This window comes from Agrobacterium sp. T29 (assembly GCF_006970545.1).
Taxonomy (GTDB): Bacteria; Pseudomonadota; Alphaproteobacteria; order Rhizobiales; family Rhizobiaceae; genus Agrobacterium; species Agrobacterium leguminum.
In genome coordinates, this window is record NZ_CP040640.1 from 902,678 (window position 1) to 925,134 (window position 22,457).

Consider the following 22,457-nt stretch of genomic DNA (forward strand, 5'->3'; position numbering starts at 1 on the left):
CCAGACACTCCTTATCGGAGAATGGCACGCGTTGCTCTCGATGGCGCTACTCAGTTGCGCAGCGATATCTCCAGAAGCTCGGTATCGGCAAGCGGCTCCACCCAGGCCTCATAGGTACCGACGGGCGAAAAGCCCATCATCTGGTAAAGCTGCAGCGCGCGCGGATGGTCGAGCGTGTTGGTGGTCACCGTCACCCGTTGCGGATTGTCCTGCCAGGCGGCGTAAAGCGCCTGTAACAGGAACCACTTGCCGACGCCTGCGCCGATCGCTTCTTCGAGCAGCCCGAAATAGGACAGCTCGGTTACCTCGTCGCTCGCCTTGTTCAGTTCGAAGAAACCGGCGGGCGCACCGTTCATATAAAGAACCGTAACGCTGTTTTTCGGATCGCGCAGGATGGCAGAAAGCTCCGCATCGCTCATGCGCATGCGCTTCTGCCAGTGCCAGCGTTTCCCCACCCGCCAGTAAAGATAGCGGTAGAAATGCAGGGGAATATTGTTGACCCGCATCAGCGCCGTCTGGATGTTCACGGGGATCGGCAGGCTGACCTTCGGCGGAGCCGTCATTTCCAGCTGCGTCACATGCGCCTTCAGCGGTCCGTGCGACAATGTGGGGATTGCATCCGCCGGACCGGTAACCACCGGCGTATCCTGCAATCCGCCCCATTCCGACCATGAGCCGTCGTAAAGCGAATTATCCTTGTGACCGAGCGATTCCAGCGCCAGCGTAATGACGGCGGCGGTGACGCCCGAGCCGCAACTGGTGACGACGGGCTTCGAAAGATCGATACCGGCATCGGTCACCATCTTGCGGATGGCGGTGAGGTCCTTGAAGTGGCCGTTTTCGGAAAAGGCCGTCGCGGGCAGGCTGCGCGCGCCGGGCATATGGCCGGAGCGCATGCCGGCACGCGGCTCGGCCTCGTCGCCGGTAAAGCGTCCGGCGCCACGGGCATCGGCAATCTGTTTTTCGCCGCTGTCGACGATGCCGCGCATCGCGCCAAGCGAGGTTACGCGCTTTTCGTTGAAATCAGGCGTAAAGGTTGCCGGTTCGATTTCCGGCGTACCGGTTTCGAGCGGCCGGCCTTCGCGTTTCCAGCCATCGAGGCCGCCATCCAGCACATAGGCCTTGCGCACGCCCATCACCCGCAGCATCCACCACACGCGCGGCGCGGAAAAGAAGCCGGGGCCGTCATAGACCACGATCGTATCGGTGTCGCTGAGGCCGAGCGCGCCGGCCTGTTCCGCGAAAAATTCCGGCGAGGGCAGGGAATGCGGCAGGCCGGTCGTGTGATCGGCGATCTTGTCCTGATCGAAGAACACGGCGCCGGGCAGATGGCCGGCTGCGAATTCTTCCGCACCGTTGCGCTTGTGCGCCGGCAGATACCAGGAGGCATCAACGACACGAAACCCGGCCGTGCCGAGCTGCTTTTCCACCCAGTCCGCCGAAACGACGAAACGGCTCTTATCCGTGCTCACGATGTTTCTCCCAATCTCAGGCAACAGCTTCAGGCGCGCCGAAACGAATGCGAAACCGCCTGTTCTCCTTGCCCTTCTTTTCTATCTTGGCAATGTGAATATCGCCCACTTCCTGCGTTTCGGAAACATGGGTGCCGCCGCAGGGCTGGCTGTCGATGCTGGAATTTTCGCCGATGCAGACGAGGCTGACCCGGCCAAGGCCCATTGGCGGGCGCACATTCTTGGATTTGACGATGCCCGGATTGGCCTGCAATTCCTCGTCGGTGATCCATTGCAGGAAGACGGGATGGTTGGCTTTCACCAGCTCCATCAGTTTTGCCGTCACCTCGTCCTTGTCGATGGTCTCGGACATGTCGAAATCGACGCGCGATTCGTCCTCGCCGACCGCAGCGCCGGTGATCGGCCACTGGCAGACAACGGAGAGCAGGTGGCAGGCGGTGTGCATGCGCATCAGCTTGTAACGACGCGGCCAGTCCACATGCAGGGTAAGTTTTTCGCCGATCTCGGGGGAAGGCTGGCCTTCGAGCGGCACATGGATAATCACGCTCTTGTCGGCACCGTTTTTGGTGATGCCGAGTTCGATGCGCGAACCATCGGCCCGCTCGAGAAAGCCGCTATCGCCCGGCTGGCCGCCGGAGGTGGCGTAAAAGCAGGTCTGGTCCAGCTCTATGCCGCCATCCTCATGCACCGCCGTGACGATCGCTTCTGCGGTGGAAAGATAAAAATCGTCACGGAACAGGGCATTCACAGGCATTTCGGCATGTCCTCAAACGGTTTCGTACGGAACCGCAATCTCGCTTTTCGTCGCCAGCCACTGTGGGATCGGAAGTCCCTTGGAACGCAGGAAATCCGGATTGAAAAGCTTCGACTGATAACGATTGCCGTAGTCGCACAGTATCGTCACGATTGTATGCCCCGGACCGAGCTCGCGGGCAAGGCGGATTGCGCCGGCAATATTGATGCCGGAGGAGCCGCCAAGGCAAAGCCCTTCCTTTGTCACCAGATCGAACAGAACCGGCAGCGCTTCCGCATCGGAGACGCGATAGGAGAAGTCAGGCGTAAAACCTTCCAGATTGGCGGTGATGCGCCCCTGTCCGATGCCCTCGGTGATGGACGAGCCTTCGGATTTCAGCACGCCGTGCTTGTAAAATTCATAGAGAGCCGCACCCTCGGGATCGGCAAGGCCGATCTTGATGTCGGGGTTGAAATCGCGAAGGCCATCGGCCACGCCCGCAAGCGTCCCGCCGGAACCGACCGAGCAGATGAAGCCATCGACCTTGCCATCCGTCTGGTCCCAGATTTCGGGGGCCGTCGTTTCGATATGGGCCTGACGGTTGGCGATATTGTCGAACTGGTTGGCCCAGATCGCGCCGTTCTCATCCGTCGCGGCAAGCTGTTTTGCCAGCCGGCCGGAAACCTTCACGTAATTGTTCGGGTTGGAATAGGGGGCTGCCGGAACTTCGACCAGCTTGGCGCCGAGAAGCTTCAGCGCGTCCTTCTTTTCCTGGCTCTGCGTCTCGGGAATGACGATGACCGTCTTGTAGCCCAGCGCATTGGCGACCAGCGAAAGACCGATGCCGGTATTGCCCGCAGTACCCTCCACAATGGTGCCGCCCGGCCGCAATTGACCGCGCCGCTCGGCGTCGCGGATGATATAGAGCGCCGCACGATCCTTCACCGACTGACCGGGATTGAGGAATTCCGCCTTGCCGAGGATTTCACACCCCGTCGCTTCAGAGGCAGCTTTCAGACGGATGAGCGGCGTGTTGCCGATAGCACTGAGCGCAGAGGAGTGAATGGTCATGATTGAGCCTTCTTGTCTGAGCGGAAATTAGGTGCCGTTATGTCCCGTTACAACCGCTTCAAGGCAAGAAATTATCTTCCCGGCTTTGGCTTAGCCACGCAAAATTTTGCCGATACCCAATTTTATGCGTTCTTCTTGACGTCGGCATAGGCCGCAAGCGCTCTTTCCCGCGCTTTTCCATGGTCCACAATCGGCAGCGGATAGGTCTTGCCAAGTTCGATGCCGGCCTTCTTCAGCGCCTCTTTCGGCGCTTCGAATGGCTTGTGGATATATTTCCGTTCGAGCTTTTCCAGTTCCGGCACGAAACGGCACACATAATCGCCATCGGCGTCGAATTTTTCGCCCTGCAATATGGGGTTGAATATGCGGAAAAACGGCGAGGCGTCCGCGCCTGAACCCGCCACCCATTGCCAGTTGGCGGCGTTGGAGGCCGGGTCCGCATCGACAAGCGTGTCGCGGAACCATTTCTCGCCCTTCCGCCAGTCGATCAGCAGATGTTTGATGAGGAAGGAGGCCACGATCATGCGCACCCGGTTGTGCATGGTGCCGTGTTTCCACAATTGCCGCATGCCGGCATCGACGATCGGATATCCCGTCATCCCGCGGGTCCACGCCGCGAAGGATTTTTCATCGTCTCGCCAGCCGAAGGCGTCGAAACTGTCGTTCCAGTTCTTTTCGTCGAGTTCGGGAAAATGAAACAGCAGGTGATAGCAGAATTCGCGCCAGACGATTTCCTTGCGAAAACGGCTGATATCGTTTGAGGCGATGTGGCGGGAAAGCCCCTTCGTCGCGTGCCAGACGGTAGAAGGCGATATTTCGCCGGACGCCAGATGCGGCGAAAGCAAAGAGGTGGCGTCCTTTGCCGGAAAGTCGCGGCCTTCTTCATAACCCTTCAAAGCGCCATCGATGAAATCGTCAAGTTTTTCCCGCGCCCCGCCTTCGCCGGGAGACCATATGTCGCTGAAGTGTTTCGCCCAGTCCGGCTTGGTGGGTAACAGTTTCCAATCGCCAGGCTTTTCCGATTTCGGCCACGTCTTCGGCGCCTTCAGACCCTTCGGCGCATCCGCCGGCGCATGCGGCTCCTCGCCGCCCTCCAGCGCCCGCCAGAAGGGCGTATAGACCCGGTAGGGACCGCCGGATTTCGTCTGCAGCCTCGATGGCTCATGCAGCAGATGGCCGGAAAAGCTGTAAACGGTCACACCGTCATCCCGAAGCGTCTGTTTCAGCGCCTTGTCCGTCGCCATACCGGCGGGATCGTATCGGCGGTTCCAGAATACCGCCGCCGCACCGGTTTCCGATATCAGATGGCGCAACGTCTCGCCGGCATCGCCGCTGAGAAACACGAGGCGACTGCCGATTTTCTCGAGTGCGGCGGCGAGGGACGTTAGGGAGTGATGAAGCCACCATTCCTGTGCGCCGCCCAGCGGGCCACATGATTTTTCCCTGATATAGACGGGGATGACGGGGCCGCCATGCTCCACGGCGGCGAGCAGGGCGAGGTTGTCCGAAAGGCGCAGGTCCTTGCGGAACCAGACGATGGCGGGGGAGGCTGTTGTCGGCATGAAAGGACCCGGTTCACTTCCGCTTGAACGAGTGTTGAAACGCTTTGTTCCGCAAATCGGCTAGAATGGAAAGATGGAGGCGCATGGTTTTTCGAGGGTTATTTTTTCGCCCTTGAAACCGCTGATAAAGGGAACCAACTGGAGGAGCCGGCGTTTGTCGCGGGTTAATAGAGCATGGAAGTGCAATCAATGTTGCTGAATGACGTGAAGTGGGAAAAGCCCGTTACCATCTCCCTTGAAAACGGTGCTCCCCGGATTTTCAATGGCGTTTACGAAGCCTTCGATTTTCTCCAGCACGAATGGCCTGAGCGTGGCGACAAGGTGCATGAACAGGCGCTGCGCCTGTGCCGCGCCTCGCTGATGGGCGACGTGGCGGGGGAAATTGCCCGCACGGCCTTCGTTGCCGCCAGCCGGCAGGCGCAGTGCCTTGTGGAAGAACCGGGCAAAATCGCGTCCTGAACGGATTTTCGGAACTGATGCCTATAAGGCCACCCGCCAAAAACGGGTGGCCTTGTTTGTTGAGGAGCAGGAAACGGGTTGTTTCGAATGCGGGATATGGCATCGTGCATGCGAAAAAGCGGATGAGCGACGGCAATGAGCAACCACTACGGCTATATTGTTTTTCCCACAGCCCTCGGCCATTGCGGCCTTGCATGGGCGGGGCGGGGCATTGTGCGTCTGCAATTGCCCGGCTCTGACGCCGGCGAGACCGAAAAACTTCTCCAGAAGCGCCTGCTATCCGCCTCCATCGCCGTTCCCGAAACACGCACGCGTGAGGTGATTGCGATGATCACCCGTTATTTCGGCGGCGAGGAGATCGATTTTACCGCCGTCGAACTCGATCTCGCCGGGCAGGAGCGCTTTTTCCTCGATGTTTACGCCGTTGCGCGGCAGATCGGCTGGGGCGACACGACGACCTATGGCGGCATCGTAAAAACCCTCGGTCTTAGCATGGAAAAAGCCCGCGATGTCGGTCAGGCCATGGCGAAAAATCCGGTGCCGCTGATCATTCCCTGCCACCGGGTTCTCGCCGCCGGCGGCAGGCTTGGCGGCTTCTCCGCACCGGGCGGAACCACCACCAAATTGCGTATGCTGGATCTCGAAAATGCCGGACGCAGCCGCACTGACGAGGCGCAGGGCAGCCTGTTTTGAAGCAATGACAGATCAGCGCACATGAATAGGCGTCTGATTTCCGCCCATTTCTCGTCAAATTGTCGCTAAATTGTCACAATACACGGGCGCCCTCTAACATAAGGGCGAGACGTTTGAGAGTATCCGCGTTAATTCTATCGGTTGCCTTGTCTTTTACAGTTGCTGCATCGGCCTCTGCCGGCATGCTGAACCAGGCAGAAAAATACACCGGGCTGCATGAGTCCAAGAACAACAAGAGCCTCAAGAACATTCTTGGCGCAAATCCCCGCAGTACCCCATGGTGCGGCCTTTTCCTGCATGCGGTCGCCAGCAAGGCCGGCCGGCAATCTCCCAAATCCTATGGATTTGCGAAGTCCTGGACATCCTTCGGTTATGCCGTGCCCGTCAGTCAGGCAAAGCCCGGCGATGTCGTCGTCATTCGCAACGGCCGTGGTTACCATGCCGGCATTTTGAAGAGCATGAGCGGCAAGACCGCCCAAATACTCGGCGGCAACCAGTCCGGCCGGGTGCAGGTGTCGAACTTCAACCGCAAGGCCATCGTTTCGGTCCGCCGATAAGTTTCCTGACATTTTTGACGGCATTTTTCGATAAAGGCGGGCTTTGACCCGCCTTTTCCATTTTCGGGCCTAGGGCTGCTCTCTGGTGCCGGGCGCTGCGTCGCGCTGATCGTCGTCTTCCAGATCGGTTGCCACGATAAAGGCATCCTCATGCTGCCGCGCCGCCTGCCGGCGCGCACGCAAGCTCACGCTCTCGTCCGGGTAAATCTCGACATCTTTGGCTTTCAGCTCGCTGTCTGTTTCGAACCGAGCGACATCATCGTCCTCAATATCAAGCGGTTCGGTTTTCGGCTTCTGCGGGGTGGTCATGAAGCGATCTCCTGCTGGTTTCTGCAGGCCAAACGATCGGCGGCCGATGACGGTTCCGTTTCTCGCGGAAATGCTTATTCGTCGCAGGTCAAAGCGGAACTAACTCTGGCTTTTTTTGTTTTTTCAATGGCACAATCAAAACCGGTGCAACGTAAAAAGGGAGGTCCGTTATGAGCCATGACCGCGAAGCCGCAATCCGTGAAAAAGCGCGCGCAATATGGGAGAGGGAAGGAAGACCCGACGGGCACCATGAAAGACACTGGATCGAGGCGGAACGGGAGCTTTCCGCAGATGCGGAAGCGGCGAAGTCCAAAAGCGGAAATGGCGTGAAGAAGTCTGCTGCCGCGAAAGCGCCTGCGAAGAAGACGCCAGCGAAAAAGGCAACTCCGGCAGATGCCAAATCACCCGCGGTAAAATCGCTTGAGAAAGAGCGGAAATCTACGGATAAGAACAAGGAAGACGATCTCACCGAGAGCCTTGAGGAGAGTTTTCCGGCAAGCGATCCTCCGGCGCTGACCAACGCCACGAAGGCGACGAAAAGGGCTGTCAAGAAGAACTGATCGTTTGGCGGTAGGATAATGGGGAAGTCACGACAATCCCCCAAGAAGAATGGGGCGAATTGCAGCTGCACTTCGCTCTTCAAAACATGTTTTTGAGAGAAATGGCTCCCCGGGCCGGATTCGAACCGGCGACCTGTCGATTAACAGTCGAATGCTCTACCGCTGAGCTACCAGGGAACGTCCACCGCTTGGCGCGGTGTGAGCGGGGTAATACAAATGCTTTTCCGATTTGCCAAGCGGTTTTTTCAAAAAAAACGCATTCCTCTTGTTTTATCCATCCAAAGTCCCGATTTTCCGGGCTTATCGCCGGTGAAAAAATTATCCACAGGCCAGATGCAAAAGGGCAGGATGGAATGAAATTCGGTATCGACCACAGAACGCACCGCCTCCATGTCGGAAAATGGAGCTTTGCCATGCCGCGTTCGCGCGTCGGCAGGATTGCGACCGGCTCGGCGCTGGTGGTTGGCGGAACGCTTGGTTTCCTGCCCGTGCTCGGCTTCTGGATGGTTCCGCTTGGTCTCGTCGTGCTTTCCCACGATCTGCCGGCGGTTCGCCGCCAGCGGCGACGGCTGGCGGTCTGGTGGGCATCGCGGCAGAACCGCCGCGACACCCGCAAGGGCGACCGGCAATAGGTCTTATGCGCCGATGGAACTGCTGATGCCCTGGCCGGCCCAGAAGGCCGCATAGGCGAGCGCTGCGAAATAAATCGCCGTCAGCCCCAGAAACAGGTAGCCGCCGAGCACGGTAACGCCATCCCTCTGAATCATCCCTGCCGAAAAAAGCAGGATCGCAACGCCTGGAAGGGTGTTGGAGAAGGGAATGAAGCCGAGCGGCATCATCAGCAATACGCCCGCCGTCATCAGCGCAAGTCCGTTTATGCGGTTGGCGATAATGCCGGTCGTCAGCGCGGGGATGCGCGGACGAATGAAACCGTCCAGCTTGGAGACAATGGCGACGCCTTTTTGAAGGGCGGGAACGAGCTTTGCCGTCTCCATCTGCCGATCGAGGATTTTTGCCGGCAGCCATGGCAGGCGGTTGAGGGTGATTGCCAGGCTGACAAGAATGATCGCCGCACCAAAGACCGTGCTGACGCCGGGAATGGAAACCGGGATGAGAAAGGGCAGGGAGGCGATTGCGCAGATGAGCAAAAGGCCCTGTTCGCCGATCGCTTCCATCAACTCGCGCAACGTGATCGTCTGGCCCTGCAACTTTCCTATCAGCTTCTCAAGCGTCGTGCTGAGCTTTTCAGACGTATCAGTGAATGCGAATTCGTTCGTCATGCGGCTTCCCGGAAGTTGTTTAACTCCGGGATTGATAACATCCATCCGGCCCGATGCCTATCGCCGATAGAAAAGGAGCCTCATCACATTTGGTCGCGCGGTTCGCCTGGATTAGTGCGAAACCCAGTTGCTGTAGGCGCCCGCAAGAAGAACCACCAGCAGAATGACAAGTATGACCGGATTGATCGATGTAACGAAGTTTACATAGTCCATGATAACTTCCTCCTCATTCCTCCACCTCTTATTCTACAGCAAAAAGGCGAGTTCATCTACCGCAGGGTGAAATTTCGCATTGCAACAACCGGCTTGCGGTGAGGGCTGGAAATGCTTGTCTTTATGATTTTTTGCGATGCAAAAATAAATTTTCCAACATTTGCCATTCTCTTGCGTTGTCTCTAATCCTCATTCGGGGCCGGTCTCTCCGGCTCGCCGGCAACCGCATGAATCACCGCCGATATGCCTTGGCTCCCGCCTGCCTTCACTCCGCAACACTCTTCCCCGGGGACACGACATGCTGAAAAACATCTATGCCTGGACGATGGCGCTCGCCGCGCGCAAAACCGCCGTGTGGTGGCTGGCAATCGTGGCTTTCGTGGAAAGCTCCATCTTCGTCGTGCCTGCCGATGTGCTTTTCCTGCCCATGGTGCTGGCCAGGCCGAAAAAGGCGATGTTTTATGCGCTCGTGGCAACTGTCGCCTCGGTTCTCGGTGGCATCGCCGGCTGGTTCCTCGGTCATTATGCCTTTGAAAGCATCGCCCGACCCATTCTCGAATTCTACGGCAAGCTCGACAGCTTCGAGCATCTGAAGAACTCCGTGGATTACGAAACCATCGTTCTCCTGCTGGTGACATCGGGGCTTGCGCATCTGCCGCCGATCAAGGTCGTGACTATCCTTTCCGGCGCGGCCAATATCAGCCTTGGCCTGTTCATTCTTTCGGCGGTCGTCACGCGCGGCGCGCGCTTTTTCATCCTTGCCGGATTGCTGCAGAAATACGGGGAATCGGTGCGCCATTTCATCGAAAAACGCCTTGGCGCCATCACCGCAGCGGCAGCCGCCGCGCTCATCGCGGTCTATGCGGTTTACGTTTTCGTGCGTTGATCGAGCGCAAATTTTCTACTCTTACAATACTGTCGTATAACTTTCAGCTTACTGTCAGAATCCGCCTGTATCGGTTCTCTCGTCGAATGAGGGAACCGTTTTATTATGAGAAGATTCTGGAAGTGCTCTTTTTGGGGCATGGGTATTGCTGTGCTTGCCGCAGGCGGTTATCTCTACGCCATTCAGCTCCTGGGCAATTTTCACGAGGTTGTCGCGGGGCAGCTCTATCGCTCCAACCAGCCGAGCAATGAGCAGCTCGTCCGCTATACGAAAGACCACGGTATCAGGACGGTCATCAATCTGCGCGGCGCGAACGAATCCAAGGCCTGGTATCGCGATGAGGTCGAAACCGCCCGCGAGCTGGGACTTAATCATATCGATTTCGGCATGTCGGCAAGCCAGGAACTTGACATGAACAGGGTCAACGAACTTGTCGCCATCATGCGCGATGCGCCGAAGCCCATTCTCATTCATTGCAAGGCCGGTGCGGACAGGACAGGCCTCGCCACCGCGCTCTATCTCAGCCGCGTGGCAAAGCTTGATGAGGAACAGGCGGAAAGCCAGCTGTCCTTCCGCTTCGGCCATATCGGCATTCCCTATCTCTCGGAAACCTACGCCATGGACCGGACCTGGGAAAACGCGGAAAAGATGCCCGTCGTCGACGATTTCGCCATCGCCTCCAACGAGTTCTGAAGTCGGCTCGGGCGCATTTCCCACAGGGCACACTTCAATGATCTGAACGGGATCTTGCGTCCTGTCTCGATGACGGAGGTTATCGGGACGGGCGCAATCCACAGATCGTGGCCGGCTGAGGGCGCGGCGGCGCAGCATCTATTGCCGTCGCCCAGCGCAATATTTCACGGCATGCATTTTTGCCGAAAATGACAATTTTCATTTTTATATTAGCAACTTATGTGATTTTGTAATTTAAGTTGACTCACAGTGTCACCTTTTATACAGCGGCATTGTTTCAACTTCTGGATCGCATCATGACCCGCAAAACATTTATCGGCGGCCTTGCCGCATCGTTCTTATCCGTTTTCTTTATCGCACCTTCCGCCACCGCCGCAGAGAAGACAATCACCGACGTCATCGGACGCGAGGTGAAGGTTGATCTTCCTGCAAAACGCGTCGTTCTCGGTTTCTATTTCGAGGACTACATGGCGGTGGGTGGCGAAAAGGCCTATGATTCCGTCGTCGGCATTTCCCGCGAAGCGTGGGAAGGCTGGGTTCCCGCCAACTGGAAAATGCATCTCGCTCACCGCGCCTCGCTTGCGGATATTGCCGATGTCGGTGAAGTCGAAGCCCAGACCTTCTCGGTCGAAAAAGTTCTGAGCCTCAATCCCGATCTGGTGATCCTGGCGGATTGGCAATACAAGGCGCTCGGTCTCGATGCCGACCGTCTGGAAGAAGAGGGCATTCCCGTCGTTGTCGTCGACTACAACGCCCAGACGGTCGAGCGCCACGTCGCCTCCACCCGGCTTTTCGGCGAACTCACCGGACAGCAGCAGCGCGGCAAGGAAATTGCCGAATTCTACGCCGCTTCGCTGAAAGACGTCGCCGAACGGGTGGCGAAATCCGGTCAGCCGAAACCGAAGGTCTATGTCGAATTCGGCAATAAGGGACCGGCCGAATATTCCTTCACCTATGGCAAGAACATGTGGGGCGCCATGTCCACCGCCGCTGGCGGCGACAATATCGCAGCACCTTTCGTTGAGTGGTGGGGACCGATCAATCCCGAGCAGGTTCTGGCTTCGAAGCCCGACGCCATCTTCATTTCCGGCCGTGAAAACAACAAGAACCCCGCGGCGCTGCCGATGGGGCAGGCGGTGAAGGCTGCGGATGCCCGCGAAAAGCTCAAGACCTTCGAAACCCGTCAGGGCTGGAGTGAATTGCCGGCCATCAAGAACGGTCAGCTGTTCGGTGTCTATCAGGGCGCGTCGCGCACGCTCTCCGATTTCGCCATGGTGCAATATATCGCCAAGCAGCTTTATCCCGAGCAGTTCAAGGATGTCGATCCGATCGCCAACTATCTCGGCTATTACAGGAAGTACCTGCCGGTCACGCCTGAAGGCACCTTTGCCATCGCCGTCAAGGATTGATGGTTCTATTGCCGGCGGCGGAAAAGCACATTTGCTTGCCGCTGAAGGTTAAATTCTGCGGACGCCACTCCAGGCGTCCGCTTTTCAGCGTCTTTTTCAAACAGGTTTTCCATGACAATTGCCGCCCGCAATGCCGAAGCCATCGGTGCGCACCGGCTGCGTGAACGTCGTCGCTGGCGCGTCGTCTTGGTCTTTTTCGTGCTGATGGCGGTAAGCCTCGTTCTCGATATCGCCACCGGTCCCTCGCTGCTGTCGCCCGCCGAAGTGGTGAAGTCGCTGACGGGCCTTGGCGAACGGGCGGCGATGACCGATTCCATCGTGCGCGGCCTTCGCCTGCCCATGGCGCTGATGGCGCTCGCCGTCGGGGCGGCGCTCGGCGCCGGCGGCGCGCAGATGCAGACCTTGCTTAATAATCCCATGGCAAGCCCCTATACGCTCGGCATGGCGGCTGCGGCGGGCTTTGGCGCCGCGCTGGTGCTTGCGCTCGGCGGTCTCGGGCTGGATGCCATGATTGCCGTTCCGCTCGGCGCTTTCGTCTTTTCCATGCTCGCCGCGCTTTTCCTTTTCATGCTGGCCTCCATGCGGCAGATGACGGCCGAAACCATCATTCTCGGCGGCATCGCACTTCTTTTTCTGTTTCAGTCGCTGCTGTCGCTCATCCAGTTCCTGTCCTCGCCGGAACTGTCGCAGCAGATTCTTTTCTGGCTGTTCGGCAGCCTGACCAAGGCGACCTGGCCAACGCTCGGCCTGACAGCCGCCGTCACCGCCTTCTGCTGCGCCCTGCTGATGGCGGATTGTTGGAAACTGACGGCGCTGAGGATGGGGGAAATGCGGGCGGCGAGCCTCGGCATCAATGTGCGCCGGCTGCGCATGAAGGTTCTCATCATCGTCGCCATCATGACAGCGACGGCAACGAGTTTTGTCGGGGTCATCGGTTTCATCGGGCTGGTTGCGCCGCATATCGCCCGTATGACGGTGGGCGAGGATCAGCGTTTCTTTTTGCCCATGTCGGTACTGAGCGGCGCGCTGATGCTTTCGGCAGCCTCGATTCTCTCCAAATCGATCATTCCCGGCGCTCTGTTCCCGGTCGGCATCGTCACCGCCATTGTCGGCGTGCCGTTTCTCCTCTGGCTGATTTTCGCTCCGAAGAGGCGCGGCCGATGATGGTTCTGGATAATATTTCCGTCGAACGCGGCGGGCAGACCGTTGTGAGAGACCTCTCGGCACGTCTGGAACCCGGGCAAATCCACGCCGTCATCGGCCCCAACGGCACAGGCAAGACGACGCTTCTCAGAGCGATCTTCGGCGACCTGCCGCTCGCCGCCGGCGCGATCAGCCTCGGCGATCGTCGCCTTCAGGCTGGCGAGAGGGCAGGGCGGCACACAAGGGACTGGCGGGATCGTTTCGCCTATATGCCGCAGGATACGGCGGCCGATATAGCGCTCAGCGTGCTGGAGGTGGTGGCGCTCGGCCGCTTCGGCCGGCTTTCGCTGCACATCGACGACGAAACGCTCGATCTGGCCATGACACGCTTGCATCAGGCCGGAATAGCCCATCTGGCGGGCAGGGAGATCGCCTCGCTCAGCGGCGGGCAACGGCAGATGGCGCTTTTTGCGCAGGTTCTGATGCGAGAGCCGCAGGCAATGCTGCTCGATGAGCCGGTCAGCGCGCTGGACCTCAAGCATCAGGTGGCGCTTCTCGATCTGGTGCGGCAGGAAACCCGCGCCAATGGCCGGGCGACGCTTGTCGTGCTGCATGATCTCAACCTCGCCTGCCAATATGCCGACAACCTGCTGGTGATTTCGGAGGGCACGCTGAAGGCGACCGGCGCACCGGGCGATATCGTCACGCCGAAGCTCATTTCCGAGACCTATGGCGTTGCCGTGGAGGTGTTGCGCGACCGGCGCGGCAATCCCGTCATCCAGCCGGCGGGCGACCCACCGCTCGAACATTTCAAAACCCTTGAAGGAATAATTGCATGAAACGATTTTTGATGACGCTTGCCACGGCTTTGGCCGTAATCCTGCCCGTCACGCCATCCCTTTCCGCCGAACACAAGATCCTGATGCTCAATTACGGCAAGGATGGCGGCATGGTGTTCGAGCCTTCCTATGTGAAGGCGGAGCCGGGCGACACCATTACCTTCGTGCCGCAAAATTCCAGCCACTATGTGCAGTCCTATGCGGTTCCGGACGGCGTTAGCCCCTGGAAAAGCAAGCTCGATGAGGCTTTCACCGTCACCGTCGAGAAGGAGGGCGTCTATCTCTACTATTGCCCGCCGCATCTGATGATGGCGATGATCGGCATCATTCAGGTCGGCAAGCCCGTCAATCTCGAAGCCGTCAGACAAAAGGCCGAGAAGCTGCGGCCCAAGCTCGTCATGAAGAGCGAAAGGCTGGAGGCGGCGCTGGGGCAGGTGACGCCCGCGCAATAACGCCCCGCCTTTCAGGCCGCGCCAATCCGCACCGCAAACCCGCTTCTTCAACCCCGAAACCAAGGATAAAACCATGGCAAACAAAGCGATCGAAACGACGCTGAACGATCTCCTCAATGGCGAGCTGCGCGCCCATCACGCCTATCTTCAGGCGGCCGCATGGGCGGCGGAACGCAATCTCGACGGTTGCTATAAATTCCTGCTCGGCCATGCGGCGGAAGAGCTGGAGCACATGCACCGCATCTTCGGCTTCCTGAACGATCTCGGCGCACGCGTCACCTTTTCCGAACTGCCAGCGCCGCAGGTCACGGCAAACGACATCAAAGGCCTGTTCACCATCGTGACGGAGCACGAATCCCGCGTCACCGCCGCCATCAACGCGGCAGTCGATCTTGCCCACGTGGAAAAAGACCACGCCACCACCTCATTCCTGCAATGGTTCGTGGATGAGCAGCATGAGGAAGACAGCCTTTGCCGCACCATACTCGGCAAGATCGAGTTGATCGGCGACGGCCCCAATGCGCTTTACCTGATCGACCGCGAAATCGGTCAGTTGGCGGACAAGGGCTGATTGCTGCGCCAGTTTTCTTGCGCTCCACAAGCTGCAACTAACACGGCTTGTGGAGTGGAGGCCGTCGGCTCAATCGCGTCCGATATCCGGCGTCCATCCGCGCGTATATCCCTTTCCCATGATGGCAACCGCCAGGGAAAGCTGTTCCTGCAAATGCTCGATTTCGCCGAGAAGGGCTTCGACAGCCGCCTTCGCATCGCCGTCATGACACTGGATGACATATCCGGCTATGTCGTCAGGCCGTATGGGGGTGATTTTTTCAGCGTCGGACATAGTGGATGACCTCTCTTTTGTTCACTAAATGTTCTAATTTTAGCAGAGAGTCAACAAGGCAATGGGCGTCGCCCTTTACAGTCCGGCACTGCGGAATTGAACGTTAATGGACCGACGGATCCTCGCCATCCAGAAAGCTGCGAATCCCGTCTTTCTCACACGTGGCCAGGAATTCTTCCCAGGCGTCTTTGTCGGTTGCGAAGGGTTCGTCCCAGGTGGTGACATCGTCATGCTCGCTGATGACCTCGAGCGTCCAATCCTGCTGGGTGCCAGCAGGCCGGTAGATATCAACCAGAACCGTGATGCCGTCGTCTTCAAACTCGCCCGAGAATTCTGAGTGTTCTATTTTCGTTTTTTTGGCCATCTCGGCACACCTCATTCTCAGGCCTGGACAAACGTATAGCCCAATCCGGGCTTTTAAATTCGCGCATGGCGCGGGTTACCAGATAGCTGAAACAAATATAGCCAGCTCTGGGGGAACTGGCTATCTATCTGATTTTAATGGTCGGAGCGGCGGGATTCGAACCCACGACCCCTTGACCCCCAGTCAAGTGCGCTACCGGGCTGCGCTACGCTCCGAACCTGAAAGCCGTTTATATATAAGCCTGTTAGGGCGCAAGCGGAAAATGGTCTTTTCATAAAAAAAGGAGCAAAGGGTGTGGATGGCGCAGAAGGGGACTAAGCAGCCCGATGCTTACACGGATGGGCGGCCGTCAAACGCATGACACATCCTCTTTCCATCATTGCCGGAACAAGCCGCCCGCTTCGGCGTTCAATCGCAGCGGAATTGAAACTCAGGGAGACGAACTATGTCCGAACTTGTCGTTGTTGGCTTTGACGGAACGGAAGTGGCCGACAGGGTGCTTCTGAAGCTTGCAGGCCTGAAAAAGGAATATCTGGTCGATCTGGAAGATGCCGTGGTTGTCGTTCGCGATGAAGACGGCAAGGTGCATCTGAAACAGAGCGTCAATCTGACGGCGATCGGCGCAAGCTCCGGTTTCCTGTCTGGTGGTCTCTGGGGCGGCCTCGTCGGCCTGCTGTTCCTCAATCCACTGGCGGGATTTGCCATTGGCGGCGCGATCGGTGCCGGCACGGGCGCTCTTGCGGGTTCGCTGACGGATTTCGGCATCGATGACGATTTCATCAAATCGCTCGGCGAGACCATTCCCAACGGTTCTTCAGCGCTGTTCGTGCTGATCCGCAAGGTGCAGCCGGAAAAGGTGCTGGCGGAATTCGAAGGCCTGCGCGGGCGGGTCATCAAGACGTCGCTGTCGCCGGCGCAGGAAGCGCAGTTGCAGAAGGCGCTTTCCGGCGGAGCCGAACCGGCTGCCGCGCCTGCTGTCTGAGCAGACGATGAAAGCGAGGCTGCGGCAGGTTCCATGTCGCAGCCATCCGCTCGGGCATCGGGAAATTCGGCTTATACGGTCAAAGTGCCGTTTTTCGCCTGCGGCCAGGTGAGATAATAATAGCGGCTGCCGACGCTGCCGAAAAACGCGTTGTCGCCGGAAACGGTATCGATATAGGCGCCGGTCTCGCTTCTCGCATAGGCCGAGCCGTCGCGTTTGAGATGGTCTTTCAGAAAGTCGCTCCATCCCGTCATGGCGATGTCCGAGGCCGGTCTGGAAGTGGTTTCTGTATCGGAGGCCACATCCCAGGCCTTGATTTGCGCACCCTCGGCGGGATCGGAGACGGTCAGCGTGCCGGCCGTCAAAGCCTCGAGCATGGCCTTGGCCTGCGAAGCCCTGTCCGGATCCGCGGCCAGTTCTTCCAGCGTCTCCTTCAGCTCCTTCATGAAATCGGCCCTGGTAATATCGCCGGAAGAAAGCTGGGTGTCCGTGTCGTCGGTCTGCGTATCCTCGTTCGAGGTCTGGGCATATTGCGCCAGAAGCTGCGTGAGCCGCGTGTTGGTGGAAGACGACGAGGAGGAGGTGTCTAGCCCGTAGGAATCGAGGAGAGACGTCCGCGTCGAGGAGGAGGATGTGACGGCGGAATTGTCTTCCTGCTCCTTGATGGCCTTGAGGGCCAGTCTGGTGGCGGTGAGGCGTGTGGACGGGTCGATGGAGGAGACCATTGCGCTAGCTGTTTCCTTGATCGGGCGATACGCATCATTCGTATCGAACCGGCTCGGCGGGCATCGATCCCGCCTTTCGTCTCCTCTCATAAGAAGACCGGGCGAATCCCGGCCGTGTTCGGCTTGGGATGCACCCGGTCTTAATGGCCGGACTTTGCGCGACGCTTGCGGATCAGTTCTCCTGAACGGAGACGCCGTTAGGGCCGATATTCATCTCGATCCCCTTCGGCTTGCTTTCCTCGTGCCAGACATAGATGCCAAGGCCTGCGATGACCACGATGAGCGCGCCGATGATGAGATAGAGATTATTGGTCTGCGTCATTAAGATGTCTCCCCGTGTGACAATCAGAATCCGGGGCTAAACGCATGAAATGGCGTAAGGTTCCGTAAGGGCAAGCGTTTTAGGCGGCACGCGCGCGGCGGCGTAGGCTTTCGCGTTTTTCAAGTGCCATGCATCCCCACAATATGCCGAGCAGCAGGAAGAAATGTCGCCAGTGGTCGGTATCGATGACGGCGCCGATCATCACATGCCCGACGAAAGTTACCCAGGAAATGATGAGGAACGGCTGCCAGGGCCGTGGCCGCAGCAGATGCCTGAAGCCGGCGGCGATGGTCCAGCAGATCAACACGAGATAGATCACGAAACCGAACCAGCCATGCGTCGTCAGGCTCTTCAGCCAGATATTATGTTCGGCGGCGGGAAAAATATTGTCGAACACCATGGGGCCGATACCGAGCGGATGTTCCATGGCGAGCAGGAAACCGAGATAGTGGCGGGCAAAACGCCCGAGATGGCCGCCGTCATAAGATTGCACCGCTGAAGCGCGGCTGGAGAACAGATCTGCCACCTGCTTGAACTGCAATGCGATGATGACCGCCGCGACCATCAGCCCGGCGGCGACGAGAAACAGCACGAGGATCTTCAGGCGAAACGCGGCCGTGCGCTCCTTCAGCAGCATCACGAAGACGAGGAGGATGGTGGCGAACAGAAACAGGCCCCAGGCCGCGCGCGAGAACGACAGGAACACGGCAAGCGACAGGATGAGCAGCCCGGCGATCCGCCAGGGCGCATGCATCGCCTTGCCGGTGAGAAGGCCGTAAATGAGGTAGAGCGAGGGCGTCACCAGAAAGGGACCGAAAACGTTCGGATCCTGAAAGGCGCCCTTGGCGCGGTCGTAAAGGGTGAAGACCTCGAAACCCGGAATGGCGTGGAAATATCCGATGATGCCGAGCAGGGCGGTGATCAGCGCCGCCGCAAGCCAGGCCCGGAAAATCAAAAGCAGCCGCTGGTATTTGTCCTCGACAATCGCCGCATAAAAAACCGAGGTCAGCGCCAGAAAGGTCGAGACGGCGAGATAAAGCGGTCCCTCATCCAGATCGGCCATGGTGGTGAGCGAAAGATAACCGCCGACATTAAAGGCAAGCAGCAGGCACAGAAGCAGGACGACGGTGCGCGAAAGGCGAAGGCCGAGCAGAAACCAGATGGCCACCTGTCCCACCATCATCAGCTCATAGGGCGCCGGCTCGGAAATGACGAAACCGGAAAGGAACACGCCGAATGCGATCAAGAACGAGCCGACGAGCCGCATGGCGGCCAGCGGCGCGTCGAAATCCGGTGCGTGCTGGTAGCCGGTGTGGGTCAATAGGCGTTTTCCGATTTCAGCAGCCGTATCGGCGTGAGGAACAGGATCTTCAGATCGAGGAACAGCGACCAGTTCTCGATGTAATAGAGATCGTATTCGGTGCGGAACTTGATCTTGTCGCCATGGTCGATCTCGCCGCGCCAGCCGTTGATCTGCGCCCAGCCGGTAACACCGGGCTTGACCTTGTGGCGCGCGAAATAGTGCTCCACCACCTCGGTATATTTCAGGTCGCCCGTCTGGGCATGAACGGCATGCGGGCGCGGCCCGACGAGAGAAAGATCGCCGTAAAGAACGTTGAAAAGCTGCGGCAGCTCGTCCATCGAGGATTTGCGCAGGAAGCGGCCGACGGGCGTGACGCGCGGGTCGTTCTTCGTCACGGCCTGTTTCGCGGTCGGATCGCTGAGTTCCGTATACATGGAACGGAACTTCCAGACGTTGATCGTCTCATTGTTGAAGCCGTGGCGCTTCTGCTTGAAAAGGACCGGGCCTTTCGAGGTTGTTTTCACGGCAATTCCCGCGCCCACCATCACCGGCCATAAAAGGGCGATGCCGATGAGGCTGAAGGTGATGTCGAACACCCGTTTCGCCACCGAATCCCAGTCGCGGATCGGCTTGTCGAACACATCGAGCATCGGCACCTTGCCGACATGGGAATAGGCGCGGGGGCGGAAACGCAATTTATTGGCATGCGCTGCGATGCGGATATCGACCGGCAGCACCCACAGCTTGCGCAGAAGCTGGAGAATGCGCGCCTCGGCGCTGAGCGGCAGGGCGATGATCAGCATGTCCAGCTTCGTCAGGCGGGCAAATTCCACCAGCTCCGCGAAGGTTCCGAGCTTGGGATAGCCGGCGACAACCTCGGGAGAACGGGCGCTTTTCCGGTCATCGAAGATACCGCAGATGCGGATATCGTTATCGGACTGCTGCTCCAGCGAGCGGATAAGGTCCTTGGCGGTATCGCCGCCGCCGACGATGACGGCACGGCGTTCCATCACGCCGTTGCGGCCCCAGTGGCGAATGGCGAAGCCGAGGATCAGCCGCCCGGCGAAGATCGCCACCGCACCCGTTGCATACCAGATGCCGAAGGCTGGCCAGGAATGCAGCGCATCGGGAAAGAAGAGGAGAAGGAAACAGGCAATTCCCACGAAGGAAAGGCAGACAGCGCCCTGAATGCGCGCGAACATCTTCAGCGGCGTGCGCAGCGTCGGAAGCTGATAGCAGTCACCGGCCTGCAACAGAAACACGCAGAGCGCCGCCCCCAGCACGCCGCCGCCGAAAACCGACAGAAAGGTTTCGAGACCGCGATCGGCTGCGATGCCGTTGACGATGGCGGCGATGACGACGAGCATCGTGAATTCCAGAAGCCGCAATTGCCCGATCACCATGTTGGGTGAATGGTTGCCGGCGCGAAGCTGGTTGGCGATCTGCCGTGCAAGCGGATTGAGAACTACGGTTTCGGAGGCCGAAGCCCCACCGGCTTCATGGTCGGAGAGTTTCTTGCGCAATGACGCCAGATCGAATTGCAGTCTGTCCTTGTCAGTCTTGGTCATTGCTTTGGTCCGCACCCTCCAGCGCATCGGCCTTAAAATCGCATTGGATTTTCGACCGGAACGATGCGCAACCTCAAAGTGGTAGAGTGCCCTTTGTGCATCCGAATGGACACGCGCGCTCTACGAGCAGAAAACTAGCCGAAACATGCTAAGAAACGTTTATGATGAGTTTCTACAGGACGGCCGGAATATACAATTAAAAATCGTGTTTTTGAAATGGCTATTAGGTCGATAACAGGTCTCGATAGAGTTTCATCATCTCATCCGCCATGACCGGGGTTGAAAATTTCGCCTTGAAGCTGTCCGGGCGAGGCATGATCCGCTGCGCCCAGCCGGCATCCTCGGCATCCTTGACCATGATCCGTGCCAGCGCATCGGCGTCGCCAGCCGGTACGAGCGCCTCGCTGTCTTCTCCAAGGACTTCGGGAATGCCGCCGACATGGGAGGCGATGACCGTTTTTCCCGCCGCAAGCGCTTCGAGCACGATATAGGGCATGGCTTCGGCGCGCGAGGGCACCACCACTGTCGTTGCCAGTTCGAAGGCCTGCCTGGCGGGCATTGCCGCATGCATGGAAATCCGTCGGGAAAGCCCGGCCTTGTCGATCATCGCCGCATATTTGTCCCTGTCCGGTCCGTCGCCGACGATCACGCCGGTCATCGGCTGGCCGATGCTGCGTTCCATTTTTGCAAATGCCCTGATGAAGACATCCGGTCCCTTGAGGTCGCGCAACATGCCGATATAGAGAAAACGGGCCGCATCTTCGCGGGCGGGTACGGTTTCGAACTCGCTTTCCTGCACGCCGTTATAGATCATCGCAGTGCGGGTGCGTGGCCTGCCGACCTTGGCCTCGTAAGTCGCCTGCTCGAAATTGCAGACGAAACAGAGCGCATCGGTGAAATGCTCCTGAAACCGCTCCAGCCGTAGGAAAAGCTGCCCTTTGAGGCTGTTTCTGGCGTAATGCAGGCTGCCGCCATGCGGTGAATAGAGGCGGGCTACGCGATACCTGTTCGCCCGCAGGAGTGAGCCGATCAGCCGGGCAAGAGCGCCACCCTTGGCGCTGTGCCCGTGCAGGATGTCCGGCCGCAAACTTTTGATGTGCTTGTAGGATTTCCACAGCGCCATGAGGTCGCCGGGGCTGATGGACCGCCGGATGGGCAGGCGGGTGAGGCCAAGCTCCAGCATCGGGGTGATCTGTGCGAAAAGCCGCTCCTCATGCACGCCGCCGGTGGAGCTGTCGCAGACAATGCCGACCTTGTGGCCCTGTTTCACATGTTCTTCGATGAGGTCGCGCACATGGCGGAAGACACCGCCCACCGGGGAGCGGAAGCAGTGAATGATGCGCAGGGGAGGGCCGTCATCCGACACGTTCGCCACTCCGTTTTCAGAAGAAGCGTTCACGCACATAGACGGTATCGCCGGCCAGAATGGGCGCAGTGATACCGATCCGGCCGGTCATCACCTCGGCATTGATCTTGCGGGTGATGTCGACATCGGCCTGATTGGCGCGCGGGGTGAAGCCGCCGGCAATGGCGATGGCGTTTTGCACGGTCATGCCCGGCACGTAGGAATATTGGCCGGGACGGCCGACTTCGCCCATGATGAAGACCGGGCGATAACGGTCTATCTCGATCGTCACGTCCGGATCGCGAAGATAACCCTGGCGCAGTTTGGCGGCGATGGCGGCTTCGAGCTGCGGCAGGGTCTTGCCGCGTGCCGGAACCTGGCCGACGAGCGGGAAGGCGACATAGCCGGCCTGATCGACCGTATAGGTATTGGTCAGCCCGGTCTGCTCGAACACGTTGATGCGCAGCCTGTCGCCGCTATCGACATGATAGGGTTGCAGGGCGGCCTCGTTGAAGGACCTCGGAGCGGGTTGATATGCCGCGCAGCCGGAAAGGGCCGTCAGAACGGCGAGCGTCAGTGCGGTGACATGTCGTGATCCGGCGAGCGGCATCTCATCTGGCTCCGAGTCGAACTTTGATCATTCTTATCGTTCTGTTAGGGTTAATGTGCGGTA

Annotated in this window: 27 protein-coding genes and 2 tRNA genes; 13 read left to right on the forward strand and 16 right to left on the reverse strand. The window is 58.7% G+C overall.

The genetic code is table 11. The features are described from left to right. Positions 1 to 50: 50 nt before the first annotated feature. The 4 genes from sseA to FGF54_RS04645 all read right to left on the reverse strand — a co-directional run bounded on the left by sseA (position 51) and on the right by FGF54_RS04645 (position 4,838). Positions 51 to 1,472 (reverse strand): 3-mercaptopyruvate sulfurtransferase, encoded by a 1,422-nt coding sequence (gene sseA, locus FGF54_RS04630; protein ID WP_142779048.1) that lies wholly within the window; start codon positions 1,470 to 1,472, stop codon positions 51 to 53. A gap of 16 nt (positions 1,473 to 1,488) precedes the next feature. Then, the gene (locus FGF54_RS04635) at positions 1,489 to 2,226 is read right to left on the reverse strand and encodes an alanyl-tRNA editing protein (RefSeq protein ID WP_142779049.1); all 738 of its coding nucleotides are present in this window, start codon (positions 2,224 to 2,226) and stop codon (positions 1,489 to 1,491) included. Between the two features lie 12 nt (positions 2,227 to 2,238). Beyond that, positions 2,239 to 3,276 carry a cysteine synthase A gene (locus FGF54_RS04640; protein ID WP_020810800.1) on the reverse strand — a complete coding sequence of 346 codons (1,038 nt, stop codon included), beginning with the start codon at positions 3,274 to 3,276 and terminating at the stop codon, positions 2,239 to 2,241. Positions 3,277 to 3,398: 122 nt separating this feature from the next. Beyond that, positions 3,399 to 4,838: a deoxyribodipyrimidine photo-lyase gene (locus FGF54_RS04645; RefSeq protein WP_142779050.1), complete on the reverse strand. Its 1,440-nt coding sequence runs from the start codon at positions 4,836 to 4,838 to the stop codon at positions 3,399 to 3,401. 189 nt (positions 4,839 to 5,027) lie between these two features. Here FGF54_RS04645 and FGF54_RS04650 point away from each other — a divergent pair, with 189 nt between their 5' ends. From FGF54_RS04650 to FGF54_RS04660, 3 genes are all read left to right on the forward strand, one after another. Next, on the forward strand, positions 5,028 to 5,297 hold the full coding sequence (locus FGF54_RS04650; protein ID WP_003521573.1) for a DUF982 domain-containing protein: 270 nt from the start codon (positions 5,028 to 5,030) through the stop codon (positions 5,295 to 5,297). A gap of 135 nt (positions 5,298 to 5,432) precedes the next feature. Continuing rightward, positions 5,433 to 5,990: a methylated-DNA--[protein]-cysteine S-methyltransferase gene (locus FGF54_RS04655; protein ID WP_142779051.1), complete on the forward strand. Its 558-nt coding sequence runs from the start codon at positions 5,433 to 5,435 to the stop codon at positions 5,988 to 5,990. A 113-nt stretch (positions 5,991 to 6,103) separates the two neighbouring features. Further along, on the forward strand, positions 6,104 to 6,547 hold the full coding sequence (locus FGF54_RS04660; RefSeq protein WP_003521571.1) for a TIGR02594 family protein: 444 nt from the start codon (positions 6,104 to 6,106) through the stop codon (positions 6,545 to 6,547). 69 nt (positions 6,548 to 6,616) lie between these two features. Here the strand turns inward: FGF54_RS04660 and FGF54_RS04665 are convergent, their stop codons facing one another. Further along, positions 6,617 to 6,856 carry a hypothetical protein gene (locus tag FGF54_RS04665; RefSeq protein WP_065654014.1) on the reverse strand — a complete coding sequence of 80 codons (240 nt, stop codon included), beginning with the start codon at positions 6,854 to 6,856 and terminating at the stop codon, positions 6,617 to 6,619. Positions 6,857 to 7,026: 170 nt separating this feature from the next. On the opposite strand from FGF54_RS04665, the gene FGF54_RS04670 reads away from it, so the two are divergent. After that, on the forward strand, positions 7,027 to 7,416 hold the full coding sequence (locus FGF54_RS04670) for a DUF2934 domain-containing protein (protein ID WP_142779052.1): 390 nt from the start codon (positions 7,027 to 7,029) through the stop codon (positions 7,414 to 7,416). Positions 7,417 to 7,518: 102 nt separating this feature from the next. On the opposite strand, the gene FGF54_RS04675 is transcribed toward FGF54_RS04670, so the two are convergent. Further along, positions 7,519 to 7,593, reverse strand: a tRNA-Asn gene (locus tag FGF54_RS04675). A gap of 176 nt (positions 7,594 to 7,769) precedes the next feature. Between FGF54_RS04675 and FGF54_RS04680 the strand changes: the two genes are divergently transcribed. Next, positions 7,770 to 8,048: a hypothetical protein gene (locus tag FGF54_RS04680; RefSeq protein WP_065654012.1), complete on the forward strand. Its 279-nt coding sequence runs from the start codon at positions 7,770 to 7,772 to the stop codon at positions 8,046 to 8,048. Between the two features lie 3 nt (positions 8,049 to 8,051). On the opposite strand, the gene FGF54_RS04685 is transcribed toward FGF54_RS04680, so the two are convergent. Beyond that, positions 8,052 to 8,696, reverse strand: a complete 645-nt coding sequence (locus FGF54_RS04685; protein WP_003521567.1) for an exopolysaccharide biosynthesis protein — start codon at positions 8,694 to 8,696, stop codon at positions 8,052 to 8,054. Between the two features lie 511 nt (positions 8,697 to 9,207). Between FGF54_RS04685 and FGF54_RS04690 the strand changes: the two genes are divergently transcribed. The 7 genes from FGF54_RS04690 to FGF54_RS04720 all read left to right on the forward strand — a co-directional run bounded on the left by FGF54_RS04690 (position 9,208) and on the right by FGF54_RS04720 (position 14,902). Beyond that, on the forward strand, positions 9,208 to 9,795 hold the full coding sequence (locus FGF54_RS04690) for a YqaA family protein (protein WP_059752579.1): 588 nt from the start codon (positions 9,208 to 9,210) through the stop codon (positions 9,793 to 9,795). 138 nt (positions 9,796 to 9,933) lie between these two features. Next, positions 9,934 to 10,488, forward strand: coding sequence for a dual specificity protein phosphatase family protein (locus tag FGF54_RS04695; RefSeq protein ID WP_003521565.1), 555 nt, complete (start codon positions 9,934 to 9,936; stop codon positions 10,486 to 10,488). A 296-nt stretch (positions 10,489 to 10,784) separates the two neighbouring features. Further along, the gene (locus tag FGF54_RS04700; protein WP_210247427.1) at positions 10,785 to 11,897 is read left to right on the forward strand and encodes an ABC transporter substrate-binding protein; all 1,113 of its coding nucleotides are present in this window, start codon (positions 10,785 to 10,787) and stop codon (positions 11,895 to 11,897) included. A gap of 111 nt (positions 11,898 to 12,008) precedes the next feature. Next, positions 12,009 to 13,061, forward strand: a complete 1,053-nt coding sequence (locus FGF54_RS04705) for an iron ABC transporter permease (protein ID WP_059752584.1) — start codon at positions 12,009 to 12,011, stop codon at positions 13,059 to 13,061. Next, positions 13,058 to 13,879, forward strand: coding sequence for an ABC transporter ATP-binding protein (locus tag FGF54_RS04710; RefSeq protein ID WP_142779053.1), 822 nt, complete (start codon positions 13,058 to 13,060; stop codon positions 13,877 to 13,879). Before FGF54_RS04705 ends, FGF54_RS04710 begins: the two co-directional genes overlap by 4 nt. Further along, a complete protein-coding gene (locus FGF54_RS04715; protein ID WP_142779054.1) occupies positions 13,876 to 14,331 on the forward strand; it encodes a pseudoazurin in 456 nt (151 codons plus the stop codon). Before FGF54_RS04710 ends, FGF54_RS04715 begins: the two co-directional genes overlap by 4 nt. Positions 14,332 to 14,404: 73 nt before the next feature. Next, on the forward strand, positions 14,405 to 14,902 hold the full coding sequence (locus FGF54_RS04720; protein ID WP_059752593.1) for a ferritin: 498 nt from the start codon (positions 14,405 to 14,407) through the stop codon (positions 14,900 to 14,902). A gap of 69 nt (positions 14,903 to 14,971) precedes the next feature. Here the strand turns inward: FGF54_RS04720 and FGF54_RS04725 are convergent, their stop codons facing one another. The 3 genes from FGF54_RS04725 to FGF54_RS04735 all read right to left on the reverse strand — a co-directional run bounded on the left by FGF54_RS04725 (position 14,972) and on the right by FGF54_RS04735 (position 15,754). Next, a complete protein-coding gene (locus FGF54_RS04725) occupies positions 14,972 to 15,175 on the reverse strand; it encodes a hypothetical protein (RefSeq protein ID WP_020811145.1) in 204 nt (67 codons plus the stop codon). A 103-nt stretch (positions 15,176 to 15,278) separates the two neighbouring features. Then, the gene (locus tag FGF54_RS04730) at positions 15,279 to 15,539 is read right to left on the reverse strand and encodes a hypothetical protein (protein ID WP_020811146.1); all 261 of its coding nucleotides are present in this window, start codon (positions 15,537 to 15,539) and stop codon (positions 15,279 to 15,281) included. 138 nt (positions 15,540 to 15,677) lie between these two features. Then, positions 15,678 to 15,754: transfer RNA gene (locus FGF54_RS04735), tRNA-Pro, on the reverse strand. Between the two features lie 230 nt (positions 15,755 to 15,984). Here FGF54_RS04735 and FGF54_RS04740 point away from each other — a divergent pair. Then, positions 15,985 to 16,521 (forward strand): DUF1269 domain-containing protein, encoded by a 537-nt coding sequence (locus FGF54_RS04740; RefSeq protein WP_003521556.1) that lies wholly within the window; start codon positions 15,985 to 15,987, stop codon positions 16,519 to 16,521. A 71-nt stretch (positions 16,522 to 16,592) separates the two neighbouring features. Here the strand turns inward: FGF54_RS04740 and FGF54_RS04745 are convergent, their stop codons facing one another. The 6 genes from FGF54_RS04745 to uppC form a co-directional block, all read right to left on the reverse strand. Then, positions 16,593 to 17,246, reverse strand: a complete 654-nt coding sequence (locus FGF54_RS04745; RefSeq protein WP_142779055.1) for a hypothetical protein — start codon at positions 17,244 to 17,246, stop codon at positions 16,593 to 16,595. Between the two features lie 172 nt (positions 17,247 to 17,418). After that, complete coding sequence (locus FGF54_RS04750; RefSeq protein ID WP_003521552.1) at positions 17,419 to 17,568, reverse strand: hypothetical protein; 150 nt, start codon at positions 17,566 to 17,568, stop codon at positions 17,419 to 17,421. Positions 17,569 to 17,647: 79 nt separating this feature from the next. Next, positions 17,648 to 18,889 (reverse strand): polysaccharide biosynthesis O-antigen ligase family protein UppF, encoded by a 1,242-nt coding sequence (gene uppF, locus FGF54_RS04755; RefSeq protein ID WP_142779056.1) that lies wholly within the window; start codon positions 18,887 to 18,889, stop codon positions 17,648 to 17,650. Continuing rightward, positions 18,886 to 20,439, reverse strand: coding sequence for a polysaccharide biosynthesis glycosyltransferase UppE (gene uppE, locus FGF54_RS04760; RefSeq protein WP_142779057.1), 1,554 nt, complete (start codon positions 20,437 to 20,439; stop codon positions 18,886 to 18,888). Before uppE ends, uppF begins: the two co-directional genes overlap by 4 nt. A gap of 223 nt (positions 20,440 to 20,662) precedes the next feature. Then, positions 20,663 to 21,805 (reverse strand): polysaccharide biosynthesis type 4 glycosyltransferase UppD, encoded by a 1,143-nt coding sequence (gene uppD / locus FGF54_RS04765; RefSeq protein ID WP_168208009.1) that lies wholly within the window; start codon positions 21,803 to 21,805, stop codon positions 20,663 to 20,665. 16 nt (positions 21,806 to 21,821) lie between these two features. Beyond that, on the reverse strand, positions 21,822 to 22,394 hold the full coding sequence (gene uppC, locus FGF54_RS04770) for a polysaccharide export protein UppC (protein WP_003521548.1): 573 nt from the start codon (positions 22,392 to 22,394) through the stop codon (positions 21,822 to 21,824). Positions 22,395 to 22,457 lie beyond the last annotated feature (63 nt).

What these genes read in the sequence shown, in the direction of transcription:
- FGF54_RS04635 (WP_142779049.1), bottom strand. Translation starts at nt 2,226, where the DNA reads ATGCCTGTGAATGCCCTGTTCCGTGACGATTTTTATCTTTCCACCGCA.
- FGF54_RS04640 (WP_020810800.1), bottom strand. Translation starts at nt 3,276, where the DNA reads ATGACCATTCACTCCTCTGCGCTCAGTGCTATCGGCAACACGCCGCTC.
- FGF54_RS04645 (WP_142779050.1), bottom strand. Translation starts at nt 4,838, where the DNA reads ATGCCGACAACAGCCTCCCCCGCCATCGTCTGGTTCCGCAAGGACCTG.
- FGF54_RS04650 (WP_003521573.1), top strand. Translation starts at nt 5,028, where the DNA reads ATGTTGCTGAATGACGTGAAGTGGGAAAAGCCCGTTACCATCTCCCTT.
- FGF54_RS04655 (WP_142779051.1), top strand. Translation starts at nt 5,433, where the DNA reads ATGAGCAACCACTACGGCTATATTGTTTTTCCCACAGCCCTCGGCCAT.
- FGF54_RS04665 (WP_065654014.1), bottom strand. Translation starts at nt 6,856, where the DNA reads ATGACCACCCCGCAGAAGCCGAAAACCGAACCGCTTGATATTGAGGAC.
- FGF54_RS04670 (WP_142779052.1), top strand. Translation starts at nt 7,027, where the DNA reads ATGAGCCATGACCGCGAAGCCGCAATCCGTGAAAAAGCGCGCGCAATA.
- FGF54_RS04680 (WP_065654012.1), top strand. Translation starts at nt 7,770, where the DNA reads ATGAAATTCGGTATCGACCACAGAACGCACCGCCTCCATGTCGGAAAA.
- FGF54_RS04685 (WP_003521567.1), bottom strand. Translation starts at nt 8,696, where the DNA reads ATGACGAACGAATTCGCATTCACTGATACGTCTGAAAAGCTCAGCACG.
- FGF54_RS04690 (WP_059752579.1), top strand. Translation starts at nt 9,208, where the DNA reads ATGCTGAAAAACATCTATGCCTGGACGATGGCGCTCGCCGCGCGCAAA.
- FGF54_RS04695 (WP_003521565.1), top strand. Translation starts at nt 9,934, where the DNA reads ATGGGTATTGCTGTGCTTGCCGCAGGCGGTTATCTCTACGCCATTCAG.
- FGF54_RS04700 (WP_210247427.1), top strand. Translation starts at nt 10,785, where the DNA reads ATGACCCGCAAAACATTTATCGGCGGCCTTGCCGCATCGTTCTTATCC.
- FGF54_RS04705 (WP_059752584.1), top strand. Translation starts at nt 12,009, where the DNA reads ATGACAATTGCCGCCCGCAATGCCGAAGCCATCGGTGCGCACCGGCTG.
- FGF54_RS04710 (WP_142779053.1), top strand. Translation starts at nt 13,058, where the DNA reads ATGATGGTTCTGGATAATATTTCCGTCGAACGCGGCGGGCAGACCGTT.
- FGF54_RS04715 (WP_142779054.1), top strand. Translation starts at nt 13,876, where the DNA reads ATGAAACGATTTTTGATGACGCTTGCCACGGCTTTGGCCGTAATCCTG.
- FGF54_RS04720 (WP_059752593.1), top strand. Translation starts at nt 14,405, where the DNA reads ATGGCAAACAAAGCGATCGAAACGACGCTGAACGATCTCCTCAATGGC.
- FGF54_RS04725 (WP_020811145.1), bottom strand. Translation starts at nt 15,175, where the DNA reads ATGTCCGACGCTGAAAAAATCACCCCCATACGGCCTGACGACATAGCC.
- FGF54_RS04730 (WP_020811146.1), bottom strand. Translation starts at nt 15,539, where the DNA reads ATGGCCAAAAAAACGAAAATAGAACACTCAGAATTCTCGGGCGAGTTT.
- FGF54_RS04740 (WP_003521556.1), top strand. Translation starts at nt 15,985, where the DNA reads ATGTCCGAACTTGTCGTTGTTGGCTTTGACGGAACGGAAGTGGCCGAC.
- FGF54_RS04745 (WP_142779055.1), bottom strand. Translation starts at nt 17,246, where the DNA reads ATGGTCTCCTCCATCGACCCGTCCACACGCCTCACCGCCACCAGACTG.
- FGF54_RS04750 (WP_003521552.1), bottom strand. Translation starts at nt 17,568, where the DNA reads ATGACGCAGACCAATAATCTCTATCTCATCATCGGCGCGCTCATCGTG.
- uppE (WP_142779057.1), bottom strand. Translation starts at nt 20,439, where the DNA reads ATGACCAAGACTGACAAGGACAGACTGCAATTCGATCTGGCGTCATTG.
- uppC (WP_003521548.1), bottom strand. Translation starts at nt 22,394, where the DNA reads ATGCCGCTCGCCGGATCACGACATGTCACCGCACTGACGCTCGCCGTT.